Raw genomic sequence first — 14,256 nt, forward strand, 5'->3', positions numbered from 1 at the left:
GTCCTGATCTTAACGACCAAGGCTCCACCAGCCGCGTTTCTTCGACTTGGGTTTTTCATCTTTTGCCGGTTCGGCAGAAGCGGGTTCACTCGCCACCGGTTCCGGTGCTTTTTCGGCTTTTGGTGCCGGTTTTTTCGGCTCTGCCTTCGGTTCGGATTGCTCCGCTGCCGGTGCTGCTGCGGGGGCAGGGGCCGGGCTTGCCGGTTTTTCCGCCACGATTTCCGCTGGGCTTTCTACGGGTGTTTCGGCTGGGCTCTGTGCTGGTGCCGAAACGGTTTCCTTGGCGATTTCTTCCGCAGTCTCGGGGGCAGGGCCGCTCTGGATCGGGATGTTTTTCACATCACCCCGGTCATTGCGATCCCGCCTGTTGCGGCGATTGTCATTGCGATCACGACGTTCGCGACGCGGCCGTGCCGGGGCCGGGGCGGTTGCGCTGCGCTCACGGCCGACACGGACACCTTCCTGATCGAAGCTGTCGGCATCCTGACCTTCGCTGTCGGCATCAACAACCTGATCCTCGACCTGACCTTCCGGTGCGCTGTGATCACGATCCCGGCGAAGGGCAGTTGCCTGTGCATCATCGGCAGGCGATTTGACACGCGGCGCGTTTTCAAATTCCTGACGGCGTGAACGACGGCGTCCACCACGCTTGCCGCGACGGCGGCGTTTGCGCTGTGCTTCGTCGTCGTCGTCATCTTCGTTATCGTCCTGATCACCGCGATCCGACGAACCGGCCGCATCATCTGATGCATCATCGGCTTGGTTCTGATCATCACGGTCATCACGTTCATCATTGCGGCCACGACGGCGGCGACGGCGACGGCGACGTTTGTTGCCCTGATCATCGTCGTCGCGCTGATCACGGGTATCACGTGCCTCTGCAACGTCTTCTTCTTCTTCGTCTTCGTCCGGTTCAACCGGGCTTTCAATCGCGGTCAAAGATACGCTGTCGGTGTTCAGAACCGGCAGGGCTTCTTCTTCGTCACCTTTTTTCGCACGTGACCGTTCAATCCGGTGATCTGGCGAAATCAGGCTGTCATCACCAAAGATCATCACGGTGAAGCCGTAACGCTGTTCGATTTCGGCCAGCGTGTCACGTTTGCGGTTCAGGATATAAAGCGCGACTTCGCTTGCAACATGAACGGTAAGCGCACCGGAACGACGACGCATGCCTTCTTCTTCAAGCACACGCAGCAGATGAAGGGCGGCACTTTCGATTGAACGTACAAGGCCGACACCGCGACAATGTGCGCAAACCTCGAACGCGCTTTCAACAAGCGACGGGCGCAGGCGCTGGCGCGACATTTCAAGCAAGCCGAACGGGCTGATACGGCCGATCTGCAGGCGGGCCCGGTCATTGCGCATGGCTTCTTTAAGCTTGCGTTCAACCGCCCCCTGGTTGCGGTGGTCTTCCATGTCGATGAAATCGACCACAATCAAACCGGCCAGATCGCGCAGGCGCAGCTGGCGTGCGAGTTCTTCGGCGGCTTCAAGGTTGGTCTTGTATGCGGTTTCTTCGATGTTGCGTTCACGGGTCGAACGGCCCGAGTTCACGTCAATCGCGACCAGTGCCTCGGTCGGGTTGATGACGATATAGCCACCCGATTTCAGCTGCACGACCGGATTGAGCATCGCATCAAGCTGGCTTTCCACCTGGAAGCGGTGGAACAGCGGAACACCCTGATCCTTGTAGGGCTGCACACGCTTCGCATGTGACGGCATCAGCATCTTCATGAAGTCTTTGGCGATCCGGTAACCTTCGTCACCTTCGACCAGAACTTCATCAACATCGCGTGCATAAAGGTCACGGATGGACCGTTTGATCAGATCGGCTTCTTCATAAATCAGGCACGGTGCCTGGCTCTGAAGGGTGGTTTCGCGAATACGATCCCACAAACGCATCAGATAATCGAAGTCGCGTTTAATTTCGGCCTTGGTGCGTTCCGAACCTGCGGTACGCACGATAACGGCCATGCCATCCGGAATTTCCAGTTCGGCCAGAATGGATTTAAGGCGCTTGCGATCCTGTGCATTGGTGATCTTGCGCGAAATGCCGCCACCGCGCGGGGTATTTGGCATCAGAACGCAATAACGACCCGCCAGCGACAGGAATGTCGAAAGCGCAGCACCCTTGTTACCGCGTTCTTCCTTGACCACCTGCACAAGCAGGATCTGGCGGCGCTTGATCACTTCCTGAATCTTGTAGCGCTTCTGCATCTGCGGGCGATGGCTGTCGGAGAATTCATCCCCGTCATCGCCGCCCAGATCATCGATGTCTTCTTCTTCGGCGGCACCGGCCGGCTCGGTTTCGATATCGACGGTCAGTTCGGCAATTTCTGCTGACATGGCAGCATTTCCGCCGCCCGAACCATCGGTATCATCACCATCGTTCGACGATGCGTCGGCGGTGCCATCACCAGATGCCTCGACCTCGTCGGATTTCTTGCGACGGTTGCGGGGGCGACGACGGCGCGGTTTTGCGTCCTCATCGTTCGCATCATCACTTGCCGCAGCGTCATTTTCCTGCGGGGCGTCGGCCGCAACAGTTTCCGCACTATCGGCGTTTTCGTCGGTTGCCGGTGCTTCTGCATCGGTTTCAGCCGCGGTTTCGTCCGATGCTTTCGCACGCGGTTTGCGGCGATTGCGGGTGCGGGCCGGTTTCTTTTCTTTTTTCGGGGTATCGTTACCCTCGGATGCGTCGCCGATATTGTCTTCGACGATGTCGGCATCCTTGACGTCACTATGACTACGCGAAAGGGCTTCGCGATCTGCGACCGGGATCTGGTAATAGTCGGAATGAATTTCGCTAAAGGCGAGGAAACCATGGCGGTTTCCGCCGTAATCGACGAAGGCCGCCTGCAGGGACGGTTCTACACGCGTCACTTTCGCGAGATAGATATTTCCTTTTATCTGCTTCTTGGTCGAAGTTTCGACGTCGTATTCTTCTAGGCGATTTCCATTAATAACAACGACACGGCTTTCTTCCGTGTGCGTTGCATCGATGAGCATGCGTTTGACCATTCGGAACCTGTTCCTAAAGGTCCCGCCAGTTTCCTGCGTAAAGCGATGTTGCGCTGGTATGCAAATAAACCGGCGTATCCGGAGGCGCCGTCCATAAAGGTCGCGATATGTCCTGTATATATCTGGTTCATCGCGTTTCGGCTGCTCTTCCGGTTCGGACCTGGTTTTGGTGTTGAAACAAAAATTGGTTGCGTAATCTCGAGCGCGCCAAGACAGCCTTGAATGGGAGGGCTCTATCGGGAGCGGGAATTGCCGCGTCACCGAGACACCGACCCGAGAACTGGCCTCGTCGCGTCCTCAGCCTGGCGGATTAATAAGGTTCACACCGCAAGGCATAGGAATCTCGGGTGCAACATATCCCTTTTGAAGTCCCGCGACAAACAGTTTTGTTACGTTGTCCGATGACTTTGTTGTGGTTGAATTCAAAATCGCGAAGTTTTTCGCCTGATTGCGCCAATCACGGATGCCTTCTGCCAAATCCATGATCCTGCAATGTTTTTACCGTTTACATTAATGTAATGGACATCGAAACGAAGAATGTTGTGCGCGTCGCGTGTTTCGCGGGCAGTCAATTGCCCGTTAACCAACGCATTGTTATAAACGCAGACAACCAGTCTAAAACTACTCCGCATTCTCAGGATAAACGCAGCAGGACGATGGTATCAGTTCAAACGGGTTCGCAGGTGAATGCGACGGCAGAAACGCTGTTCTTGGTCGGGCAAAAACCGGCCCGGATTGTTGCTGCACTCTGTTTGTCGCTTTTTCTGGCGATGATGATCTGTGTCGGCGGTTCTGCCACGGCAAATGCGCAGGAAACCAAGGTTCTTGGCGCGCGCCTTGGCGTTTATCCCGACTATACCCGCTTTGTCATTGATCTCGACCGCAGTGTCGAGTTCAGCTATTTTCTGCTGCCCGATCCATATCGCGTCATCATCGACATGCCCGAAATCGAATGGACCGCCCCCCCGGGTAAGGTAACATCGGGCGGCGGCCTGATTTCGGGATTGCGTTACGGCCTGTTCAAACCGGGCACCTTCCGTGTGGTTCTTGACGTTGCCGAACCGGCACTTGTTTCAAAAATCTTCACGCTGCCTGCATCCGATGGCAAGCCCCATCGTCTTGTCGTTGATTTGTCGCCCGCCAAGCGTGATGCCTTTATGGCGGCATCACGCGAAAGCATGGTCGCCTATTCCGCACGCAGCCGCAACGACACCAGTGCCACCGAACAAAGTGCCGATGTCGCGGTTGAGTCCGGTCGTGGTGGTTCGGAAAAGCCGCTGATTGCGATTGATGCGGGTCACGGCGGGGTTGATCCCGGCGCAATCGGGGTTGGCGGGGTCTATGAAAAGGACCTGACGCTTGCCGCCGCCCGCGAAGTTGAAAAGGTTCTGACCGATTCCGGTCGGTATCGTGTGCTTCTGACACGCGACAAGGACGTGTTCCTGAAATTGCGCCAGCGAACCGAAATCGCGCGTAAAAACGGGGCCGATCTGTTTATTTCGCTGCACGCAGACTCGATTGGCAATTCCAAGCATCGCGGTGCATCGGTCTATACCCTGTCTGAAAACGCGTCGGACAAAGAAGCCGCCGCACTGGCGTCAAAGGAAAACAAGGCCGACGTGATTGCCGGTATTGACCTATCGGAAGAAAACTCGCTGGTGCAAAGCATCCTGATCGATCTGGCACAGCGCGAAACCATGAACCTGTCGGCGACCCTTGCGGCCAATATGGTCACCGAACTGGGCAAAAGCATCGAACTGCAACGCCGGACCCATCGGTTCGCGGGCTTTGCTGTGCTCAAGGCTCCTGATATCCCCTCAGCCCTGTTTGAAATGGGCTATTTATCGAACGCGACGGATGCCAAGCTGTTGCAAAGCCCGGCACATCGTCGCAAGGTCGCCGAAGCTATACTGCGCGCCATCGATATCTATTTCGAAAAACATAAATTCTAGGTCGGGTTCAACGGCTTCGTCCCCGGATTTCGAAAAGCATATTGGCAATTTGCATAACTTTTACGTGCAATGGAATTTCCGGCTCTCGCTTTGATGGGGCGGTAGGGCTATAATCTTTGCCCGGTCGGAACAGAAAATACGGTGGCCGTGCGCAGTGTCACAACGCCGTCACTTTTTTGCCGCTATGATAAGGCTGATTGCAATTCTCCGAAATGTGCGCTTTGGTGCGCGCCAAACCGGATCAGGCCAAAACAGCAAAATGATAAAGACCTGTTTATGCGTATTTTACTAAGTATTTTCGGTGTGCTTTTCCTGATGGCAATTGCTGGCGGGATTGGCGTTCTGGCGATCTTCTGGCATTTCGGTCAGGACCTGCCCGATTACACCCAGCTTGAAAACTACGAACCCGAAGTCATGACACGCGTCCATGCCAGTGACGGGGCATTGATCGCCGAATATGCGCGTGAAAAACGCGTTTTCGTGCCGATCACCTCGATCCCGCATGTTGTTGTCGACGCGTTTGTCGCGGCCGAGGATAAAAACTTTTTCAGCCATCCGGGCATCGATTTCGCATCCGTGCTGCGCGCAGCCGTGACCAACGTTGTCAATATGGGCACGGGTAAGCGTCCGGTCGGTGCATCGACCATCACCCAGCAGGTTGCCAAAAACTTCCTTCTGACCAGCGAAGTTTCCTATGAACGCAAGGTCAAGGAAGCAATCCTTTCCTTCCGGATCGAGCGTGCCTTTTCCAAGGAACATATCCTTGAACTGTATCTGAACGAGATTTACCTTGGCAATGGCAGCTATGGCGTTGCCGCCGCCGCCTTGCGTTACTTCGATAAATCTCTTGATGAAATCAATATCGAGGAAGCGGCCTATCTTGCCGCCCTGCCAAAGGCACCGTCGAATTATCATCCGGTCCGCAATCATGACGAAGCCAAAGCGCGCCGTAACTGGGTGATTGGCCGGATGCTCGAAGAAAAATTCATCACCGAGGCCGAAGCCCAGAACGCGTGGGCAAGCCCGCTGATCGCCAAGGAACGCCAGTCTGTCGATACCTATCGTGCTGATTTCTTCGCCGAGGAAGTCCGCCGCCAGCTGGTCGACCGTTACGGCGAAAACATGCTTTATGATGGCGGGCTGTCGGTCCGCTCGACGGTTGATCCGCGCCTGCAGACCATTGCCGATCAGGCGCTGGTCGAAGGGCTTGTGGAATATGACCGTCGTCATGGCTGGCGCGGTCCGATCACTAATATCGATCTGGCCGATGACTGGCAGCAGAAACTGCGCGAAGTCGAAACACCCAATGATTTGCCATGGGATAAGGCCGTTGTTCTGCGTGTCAGTGCCGAAGAAGCAACCCTTGGCCTTCTGTCGGGCAAGCAGGGCCGCATTCCGCTTCGCTTCCTGACATGGGCGCGTCCTTGGAAAGAAGGCCAGAAGCTTGGTGCTGCGGTCAACAGCCCATCAGATGTTCTGTCGCCGGGTGATGTGATCTATGTGAGGCATTTTGCGGAACTTGATGGCGAAGAACTGCCGCCCAATACCTATGGCCTGCGCCAGATTCCTGCGGTCAATGGGGCGCTTGTCGCGATGGACCCGCATACCGGGCGTGTTTTGGCAATGTCGGGCGGTTTTTCGCATGACATGTCGAAATTCAACCGCGCGACCCAGGCCCGTCGTCAGCCCGGTTCTGCCTTCAAACCGTTTGTTTACCTGGCCGCCCTTGACCAGGGCTTTACCCCGTCGACCCTGGTGCTGGATGCACCATTCGTGATTGATCAGGGGCCTGGGCTTGGTAAATGGAAGCCGGGCAACTATAGCGGCAAGTTCTATGGTCCTTCGACCATGCGTCTGGGGATCGAACTGTCGCGTAACCTGATGACGGTACGTCTGGCCCAGACCATCGGCATGGACAAGGTTGCCGATTACGCGCAACGTTTCGGTGTTGTCGATGATATGCCACAGGTTCTTTCTATGGCGCTTGGTGCGGCGGAAACCACCGTCATGCGCATGACGGCGGCCTATGCGGAATTTGTCAATGGCGGCAAGAAAATCACCCCGACCCTGATTGACCGCATTCAGAACCGTCGCGGTGAAGTGATCTATCGTCGTGACGAACGCCAGTGTGCTGAATGTCAGGATGTCGATTTCCGTAATCAGATGCCCCCTGAACTGCCCGATACCCGTGAACAGCTTACCGACCCGGCAAGCGCGTTCCAGATGGTATCGATGCTTGAAGGTGTGGTTGAACGCGGAACCGGTCGTCGCATTCGCGAACTCGGTTATCCGCTGGCGGGTAAAACCGGCACCACGAACGATAGCCGCGATGCATGGTTTGTCGGCTTTTCGCCCGACCTTGCGGTTGGTGTTTATGTCGGCTTCGACGATAACCGCTCGCTTGGCGATCAGGAGCAGGGGGCAAGTGCCGCGGCCCCGATCTTCAAACAGTTCATGGGCGATGCGTTAAAGGGCACAAAGGCCGTGCCATTCCGTACACCGCCGGGCATTCGCATGGTGCGCGTTGAAGCCCGTTCCGGCCTTCCGGCCCGCCCGGGGGATCAGAATGTGATCTGGGAAGCTTTCAAACCCGGCACCATTCCGTCATCGAATGACAACGTCATTGATGGCGGCGATGCCGGTTACAGCGGCGTCGGTGCCGAAGGCAATACTGGCGGCGTTTCAAGCCCGGGTGGTATTTACTGATCTTTGCCGCGCTTTTGCGGGAATGTTTAAGGGGCCGGATGCAATCGCATCCGGTCTTTTTCATTTGAAAACGAGGCGGGGCTGCAAACGTCGTATTGCGCGCGCCAGTGTCATCAAATGTTGATAAAACCATCAAGAGGCCGCAACGGTCCTGTCATTTGAATTTGTCATACTCTTCAAGGTGTTACTTCAAATTTTGAAGGGGTTCTTTCAATGTCTTTTCGTCTTTCCCGCCGAAAATTCCTGACCACAACCGCCTCTGTAACCGCCACGGCCGGTGCGGCATCGGCGATGGGTGGATTTTTCATGCCGTCCATTTCGCGTGCGGCGGATCGTCCAATGATCACCCATGGGGTGCAAAGTGGTGACGTCACCGCCAATTCCGCCTGTATCTGGGGCCGTGCGGATCGTGCGTCACGGATGATTACCGAAATCGCCACAACGGAAAACTTTTCACGATCCGTCAGAATTCCGCATGTCGATGTTCTGCCGGAACGTGATTTTGCCGGCAAGCTTGCCCTGAATGATCTGCCGGCCGGGCAGGACGTGTTTTATAAAATCCATTTCGAAAATCTTGATGATGGACGGGCATCGTCCGAACCGGTGATCGGTCATTTCCGCACCGCACCGGCGGCAAAACGCAATATCCGGTTTGGCTGGTCGGGCGATACGGCCGGGCAGGGCTGGGGCATTGACGAGGATCGCGGCGGCATGAAAACCTATGCCACGATCACAAAACACAACCCGGATTTCTTCATCCATTCCGGCGATACCATCTATGCCGATGGCCCGTTTGCCGAACAGGCAAAAATGCCCGATGGCGATATCTGGAAAAACATCACGACCGAGGATACCGGCAAGGTCGCCGAAACCCTTGCCGAATTCCGCGGTAATTACAAATACAACATGCTTGATAAGAATGTCCGTGAATTTAACCGCCTGATCCCGGTCTATTACCAGTGGGACGACCACGAAGTGACCAACAACTGGTATCCCGGTGAAATGCTGACCGGGGATGATCGTTACAGCGAAAAATCGGTATCCCTATTGGCCGCACGCGCCAACCGGGCATTTCGTGAAATGCTGCCGATCACCGAACATGCAACCGAACCGGGGCGGGTATATCGCAAGGTGTCCTATGGTCCGTCGCTTGAGATATTCTTCCTTGATATGCGCACCTACCGCGCTGCGAACGATGCCAATAACAGCCCGGAACCCAATGACAAGACCACCTTCCTTGGCCGGGAGCAGATCGAATGGCTTAAACGCAGCCTGCTGAATTCCAAGGCAACCTGGAAAGTTATTGCTGCGGATATGCCAATTGGCATGATTGTCTATGATGACTGGAAAAACAAAAGCACCTTTGAAAATCTGGCCAATGGTGATGGTGCACCGGCCGGGCGCGAACTTGAAATTGTTGAATTGCTGCGTTTCATCAAATCGGCGCGTATTCGCAACACCGTCTGGCTGACAGCGGATGTGCATTACACAGCGGCCCATTACTATGATCCGAACAAGGCCCGGTTCCAGGATTTCGATCCGTTCTGGGAGTTCGTTTCCGGCCCGCTGCATGCCGGAACGTTTGGCCCGAATGACATGGATAATACATTCGGCCCGCAGGTGATGTTTACCAAACATCCAACTGAGGAACAGGGCGTTAATCTGCCGCCATCCTTTGGTCTGCAATTCTTTGGCCTTGTCGATATCGACGCCGAAACCGAACAGTTCCGCGTGTCGCTTCGTGATGTGGCCGACGAAGAACTCTATACCGTGACACTTGATCCGGTTTACAGCTAACCCACGCAATACCCCCTTTAAACCCGGCGCATTTGATGTGCCGGGTTTTTCCATGTCTGCTGCGCGTCCCCGCGGGGGTTTCAATCGGGGCAAAAACTGCTATAAGCGCCGCCGAAGTTGCTGCGATCCTTCGCGGCCTTACAGAATTTCATATGAATAACGGAGACATCAATGCGCGCCGAAGCACAGGCATTGGTCGATGAAATCAAGCAGTCGATGGCACTGCTGAGGAGGCATCTTTGACTGGGATAACGCTCTTAGACGCCTCGACGAACTGAACGCGCTGGCCGAAGATCCCACATTGTGGGACAAGCCGGAAAACGCGCAGAAAGTCATGCAGGAACGCACCCGGCTTGACGACGCCATCAATGGTTACAAGGCTCTTGCCCAGGAACTCGAAGACAATATCGGTCTGATCGAACTTGGTGAAGCTGAAGGTGACGCCGAAACCGTTGCCGAGGCCGAGCAGGGCCTGCGCGATATTCGCGAAATCGCCGCCAAGCGTGAACTTGAAAGCCTGCTGTCGGGCGAGGCGGATGCCAATGACGCCTATCTCGAAATCCACGCCGGTGCCGGCGGGACCGAGGCACAGGACTGGGCCAGCATGCTGGCCCGCATGTATGTGCGCTGGGCGGAGTCCAAGGGCTACAAGCTTGAAATGCTCGAAGAAAGCGATGGCGAGGAAGCCGGCATCAAATCTGTGACCTATAAAGTCACCGGTCATAATGCCTATGGCTGGCTGAAAAACGAGGTCGGCGTACACCGTCTGGTGCGTATTTCGCCCTATGACAGTGCCGCGCGCCGCCATACCAGCTTCTCGTCCTGTTGGGTCTATCCGGTGATTGATGACGACATCAATATCGAAGTGCTGGACAAGGACCTTCGGATTGATACCTACCGCGCATCGGGTGCCGGTGGTCAGCACGTTAACAGAACGGACTCGGCGGTGCGTATCACGCATATTCCGACCGGTATTGTCGCCCAGTGCCAGAACGACCGTTCACAGCACAAAAACCGCGATACCGCGATGAAGATGCTCAAAGCCCGCCTGTACGAGGCCGAACTTCAGAAACGCGAAGCCGAAGCCCAGGCGCTTGAGGATACCAAATCCGATATCGGCTGGGGCCATCAGATCCGCTCCTACGTGTTGCAGCCCTATCAGATGATCAAGGACCTGCGCACCGGTGTCGAAACATCCGACACCCAGGGCGTTCTGAACGGCGATCTTGATGCCTTCATGGCCGCCGCCCTGGCCGCCAAGGTCACCGGCTCTGCCGGTGAAGTCGAAGACATCGATTGATCCGAACCGGATTGCTAAACAAAACACCCCGCACAGGAAACTGGCGGGGTGTTTTTATGCAAAAAGGGTCGTCGATTGCCCGTAAAAATCCCGCTTCTGTCATAGTCTCGCCTGATATGTGTGGCAGTGTGTTGCCGATAAGCAAAATCCGTTGAAAAACGAAAGGGCCAAGTCTTTGAAAAATAGGGCCTCGGCGGGTTTTGCATCTTGAGTAAACGTCTATCAGTCAGGTGAAGTCCAAAAATGCCGCGTCAGTCCCATGGCCAGGTCGCTGTTGGCGACCAGTTCAAACTTGCCACCCCGAATGGTCCCATTTTCGAGGTCATCAAAATCCGCGAAATGAGACCGGTTGATCATGCCCTGATCACCAAGGTTCGGGATCGAAAATCGCCGACGCTTATCGCGGTTACGACCTTGCTGGACCCGGATTTCTATCGCCCTGTTCCCGCCGATCAGCGTTACGAAGACATCAATGATGGCATCCTGCGTGGTTAGGAAACCATCCGGTTCCTGCCGCTATCAATATGCCGCACATCGTGTTTCTCCCGTCCGGTCACAAAACCTGCAATAAATTCTGTTGGCAGGGCGGTTCATTGACGATGAAATGGAAGCCATCAAAAAGCATCAAACATTTCATCGGGAACCGCCCTTATGCCACGCGACGACAGAAACGCCCTTCTTGCCACCCTGTTTGCCACACTTGAAAACGATATCCTGCCTAAAACCCGCATGGGTGTCGCCGCTGGAAACAAGATTTTCGGGGCGGCCCTGTTGCGCAAATCCGATCATTCGCTGGTGCTGGCCGAAACCAACAATGAAACCGAAAACCCGCTTTGGCATGGCGAAGTGCATTGTCTGAAACGGTTTTACGAAATGCCTGCCGATGCGCGCCCTGCAACGTCGGATCTGATTTTTCTTTCCACGCACGAGCCGTGCTCAATGTGCTTATCCGCCATCACCTGGGCCGGGTTTGATAATTTCTATTATTTCTTCAGCCATGAAGATTCCCGCGACGCGTTTGAAATCCCCCATGACCTTAAAATCCTCAAAGAGGTCTTCACCCTTGATGCCGGGGAATACAACAAATCCAACGCATTCTGGCAAAGTCATTCCATGATGGGCATGATCGCCGACCTACCCGAAGCCGACCGTGCAGCGTGGCGTGAAAAGGCAAAATCGATTGCCGCGCAATATGACGTGCTTTCTGATCAGTATCAGGACGGCAAGGGCGCAAACGATATTCCGCTGAACTAAGACTGCCGGTGGGTTCCGGCGGTTTCACGTTTGAGTCCGAATCTGGCGAGTTTTATCTGCGCGATCTGCTAAGCTGCCGGGCATGGAACAGCTCAATGACGATATCTGCTATCACGCATTAAAGGCCCGGGATCGCCGGTTTGACGGTCGGTTTTACACCGCCGTTCTGACCACCGGGATTTTCTGCCGTCCGATATGCCCAGCCGTCACGCCAAAGCGCGTGAATGTGCAATTTTATCCCAGTGCCGAGGCGGCAATTGCCCATGGGTTCCGCCCATGCCTGCGCTGCCGCCCCGAAGCCGCCCCCGGATCACCGGCCAGTGCCGGGGTTCACGCCACGGTTGCAAGGGCGGTAAGGCTGATCGAGGAAGGCGCCCTTGAAACCGGATCGGTCGAACAGCTTGCCGACCGGCTTGGCGTCGGAGATCGTCATCTGCGCCGTATTTTCAAGGAACATACCGGCGTCACCCCGCAGGATCATGCAAAGGCTCGTCGTTTACTGCGTGCCCGGCAACTGATTGTCGACAGCAACCTGTCGATGACGGAAATCGCTGATATTGCCGGATTTGGCAGTCTGCGCCGGTTTAACGATGCGATGAAAACCGCCTATGGCCACGCACCAACCGCGTTCCGGCGCGGCATAAAGGCCGAACCCGTGTCAGATAAAAACGATAACGATCCCTTCGCGCCCAAAAGCGACGATCTGATCCTGCGCCTGCGCGCCCGCCAACCCTTTGACGCCGACTATCTTCTGACATTCTTCCGGGCACGCGCCATTCCGGGGCTGGAGGCGGTGGGCGACCGCACCTATGCCCGCGGCTTTCGCATCAATGATGCCGTCGGTCTGATGATTTGCCGGTTCGCAGCCGATCAGGGCGGGGTGGACGTCATCCTGCGCGGTCCGGCGCGTGACGCCGTGCTTGAAATTGGGGGGCGGGTGCGGCGGTTGTTTGATCTGGATGCCGATGTACCCTCAATCACGGCCCTGTTTGCCGATGATGAATTGCTGCGTCCCTTGGTCGATAAACGCCCCGGTCTGCGCGTGCCGGGATGCTGGGACCGGTTTGAACTGGCGATCCGGGCGGTATTGGGCCAACAGGTTTCGGTTGTCGCCGCCCGTACCTTGGCCGGGCGACTGGTGGCACGCTTTGGCGAGGTTTTGCCTGAAAACCTGATCGCTGGAACCGGCATCACCCATCTGTTTCCGAAACCCGCAACCATGCAGGAACAGGAATTGATATCCATCGGGCTGACAACACGCCGTGCGCAAACGCTTGCCGATATCATCGATCTGTTTGCCGATCCGCAATGTGATCGCAAATCGGGCGATGACATATTGGCAGAAATGACCGCGACCAAGGGGATTGGTCCGTGGACGTTGAATTATTTTGGCCTGCGCGGGCTTGGCGACCCGGATGCCTTCCCGGCCCCCGACCTTGGCATCCTGAAGGCATCGCAAATCGGCGGTGGCCCGGCAAAGCCCAAACCATTGGAACAGCACGCCGAACGCTGGCGTCCTTGGCGTGCCTATGCCGCGCAATATCTGTGGTCGGCACTTGAACAGGAACATGCGCCAAAGCCCCAGCCGAAACCAAAGAGAGGGAAATGACCATGACAACGCGTATTGACGTTGCCCGTTACAACAGCCCGATTGGCAAACTCAGCCTTGCGATGGTGGATGGCAAACTGGTGCATCTGGATTTCGAAAACAACGATGACCGCCTGCACACCATCCAGACCCGACGTTTTAAAAATGTCGACTGGCACGAAGGCGGTGTTGCCCCAAAATCCGTCACCGATTGGCTGGACAGTTATTTTGTCGGTCGTCTCATGCCCTTGCCGATGGATGATGTCCGGATGATCGGCACCGATTTTCAGAAATCGGCTTGGGATGCCCTGATCGCCATACCCAGCGGTGAAAGCCGATCCTATGCCGGGCAGGCCGATATCCTTGGCAACCCCAAAGCGGTCCGCGCGGTCGCGCGTGCCAATGCGCTTAACCCGGTTTCGATCATTGTGCCCTGCCACCGGGTCATCGGATCGGACGGGACTTTGACCGGTTATGCCGGTGGGCTTGATCGCAAACGCTGGCTGCTTGACCACGAGGCGGCCATGGCTGCGAAGGCCGCCTGATCCTTGGGGGGGCTGATCCCCGATAATTCCGAGCTTTCCTGAATGCTGACCGGCGGTCCATGTGCCGGAACGCTATTTCTTTGCCTGAAAGGT

The 14,256-nt window shown here is 55.9% G+C and carries 10 protein-coding genes; 8 read left to right on the plus strand and 2 right to left on the minus strand.

Annotated elements, in window-relative coordinates; genetic code table 11:
- Positions 1-9: 9 nt before the first annotated feature.
- Positions 10-3,021 carry a ribonuclease E/G gene (locus tag BC440_RS20475; protein ID WP_071241191.1) on the minus strand — a complete coding sequence of 1,004 codons (3,012 nt, stop codon included), beginning with the start codon at positions 3,019-3,021 and terminating at the stop codon, positions 10-12.
- Between the two features lie 297 nt (positions 3,022-3,318).
- On the minus strand, positions 3,319-3,498 hold the full coding sequence (locus tag BC440_RS20480; RefSeq protein ID WP_139192159.1) for a hypothetical protein: 180 nt from the start codon (positions 3,496-3,498) through the stop codon (positions 3,319-3,321).
- A 179-nt stretch (positions 3,499-3,677) separates the two neighbouring features.
- On the opposite strand from BC440_RS20480, the gene BC440_RS20485 reads away from it, so the two are divergent.
- The 8 genes from BC440_RS20485 to BC440_RS20520 all read left to right on the plus strand — a co-directional run bounded on the left by BC440_RS20485 (position 3,678) and on the right by BC440_RS20520 (position 14,163).
- Entirely contained in the window at positions 3,678-4,973 is a 1,296-nt protein-coding gene (locus tag BC440_RS20485; protein WP_007090279.1) for an N-acetylmuramoyl-L-alanine amidase, read from the plus strand.
- 276 nt (positions 4,974-5,249) lie between these two features.
- On the plus strand, positions 5,250-7,679 hold the full coding sequence (locus tag BC440_RS20490) for a penicillin-binding protein 1A (protein ID WP_040059878.1): 2,430 nt from the start codon (positions 5,250-5,252) through the stop codon (positions 7,677-7,679).
- A gap of 213 nt (positions 7,680-7,892) precedes the next feature.
- Positions 7,893-9,476 carry an alkaline phosphatase D family protein gene (locus BC440_RS20495; RefSeq protein WP_071241193.1) on the plus strand — a complete coding sequence of 528 codons (1,584 nt, stop codon included), beginning with the start codon at positions 7,893-7,895 and terminating at the stop codon, positions 9,474-9,476.
- Positions 9,477-9,647: 171 nt separating this feature from the next.
- Positions 9,648-10,776 (plus strand): peptide chain release factor 2 gene (gene prfB / locus BC440_RS20500; protein WP_139192160.1). Its coding sequence is split into 2 segments (ribosomal slippage): positions 9,648-9,716 and positions 9,718-10,776, totalling 1,128 coding nucleotides; the frame shifts between segments, so codons are not numbered across the junction.
- A 243-nt stretch (positions 10,777-11,019) separates the two neighbouring features.
- Complete coding sequence (locus BC440_RS20505; protein WP_007090275.1) at positions 11,020-11,271, plus strand: hypothetical protein; 252 nt, start codon at positions 11,020-11,022, stop codon at positions 11,269-11,271.
- Between the two features lie 156 nt (positions 11,272-11,427).
- Entirely contained in the window at positions 11,428-12,030 is a 603-nt protein-coding gene (locus tag BC440_RS20510) for a nucleoside deaminase (RefSeq protein WP_071241195.1), read from the plus strand.
- 82 nt (positions 12,031-12,112) lie between these two features.
- A complete protein-coding gene (locus BC440_RS20515; protein ID WP_071241196.1) occupies positions 12,113-13,639 on the plus strand; it encodes a DNA-3-methyladenine glycosylase 2 family protein in 1,527 nt (508 codons plus the stop codon).
- The gene (locus BC440_RS20520; RefSeq protein ID WP_071241197.1) at positions 13,636-14,163 is read left to right on the plus strand and encodes a methylated-DNA--[protein]-cysteine S-methyltransferase; all 528 of its coding nucleotides are present in this window, start codon (positions 13,636-13,638) and stop codon (positions 14,161-14,163) included. The genes BC440_RS20515 and BC440_RS20520 overlap by 4 nt, the downstream gene beginning before the upstream one ends.
- Positions 14,164-14,256 lie beyond the last annotated feature (93 nt).

Source organism: Thalassospira sp. MIT1004 (assembly GCF_001858545.1).
Lineage (GTDB): Bacteria > Pseudomonadota > Alphaproteobacteria > Rhodospirillales > Thalassospiraceae > Thalassospira > Thalassospira xiamenensis.

Excerpts from the sequence above, each read along its gene's own strand:
- BC440_RS20490 (WP_040059878.1), top strand. The coding sequence starts at position 5,250 with ATGCGTATTTTACTAAGTATTTTCGGTGTGCTTTTCCTGATGGCAATT.
- BC440_RS20495 (WP_071241193.1), top strand. The coding sequence starts at position 7,893 with ATGTCTTTTCGTCTTTCCCGCCGAAAATTCCTGACCACAACCGCCTCT.
- BC440_RS20475 (WP_071241191.1), bottom strand. The coding sequence starts at position 3,021 with ATGGTCAAACGCATGCTCATCGATGCAACGCACACGGAAGAAAGCCGT.
- BC440_RS20510 (WP_071241195.1), top strand. The coding sequence starts at position 11,428 with ATGCCACGCGACGACAGAAACGCCCTTCTTGCCACCCTGTTTGCCACA.
- BC440_RS20515 (WP_071241196.1), top strand. The coding sequence starts at position 12,113 with ATGGAACAGCTCAATGACGATATCTGCTATCACGCATTAAAGGCCCGG.
- BC440_RS20485 (WP_007090279.1), top strand. The coding sequence starts at position 3,678 with ATGGTATCAGTTCAAACGGGTTCGCAGGTGAATGCGACGGCAGAAACG.
- BC440_RS20520 (WP_071241197.1), top strand. The coding sequence starts at position 13,636 with ATGACCATGACAACGCGTATTGACGTTGCCCGTTACAACAGCCCGATT.
- BC440_RS20505 (WP_007090275.1), top strand. The coding sequence starts at position 11,020 with ATGCCGCGTCAGTCCCATGGCCAGGTCGCTGTTGGCGACCAGTTCAAA.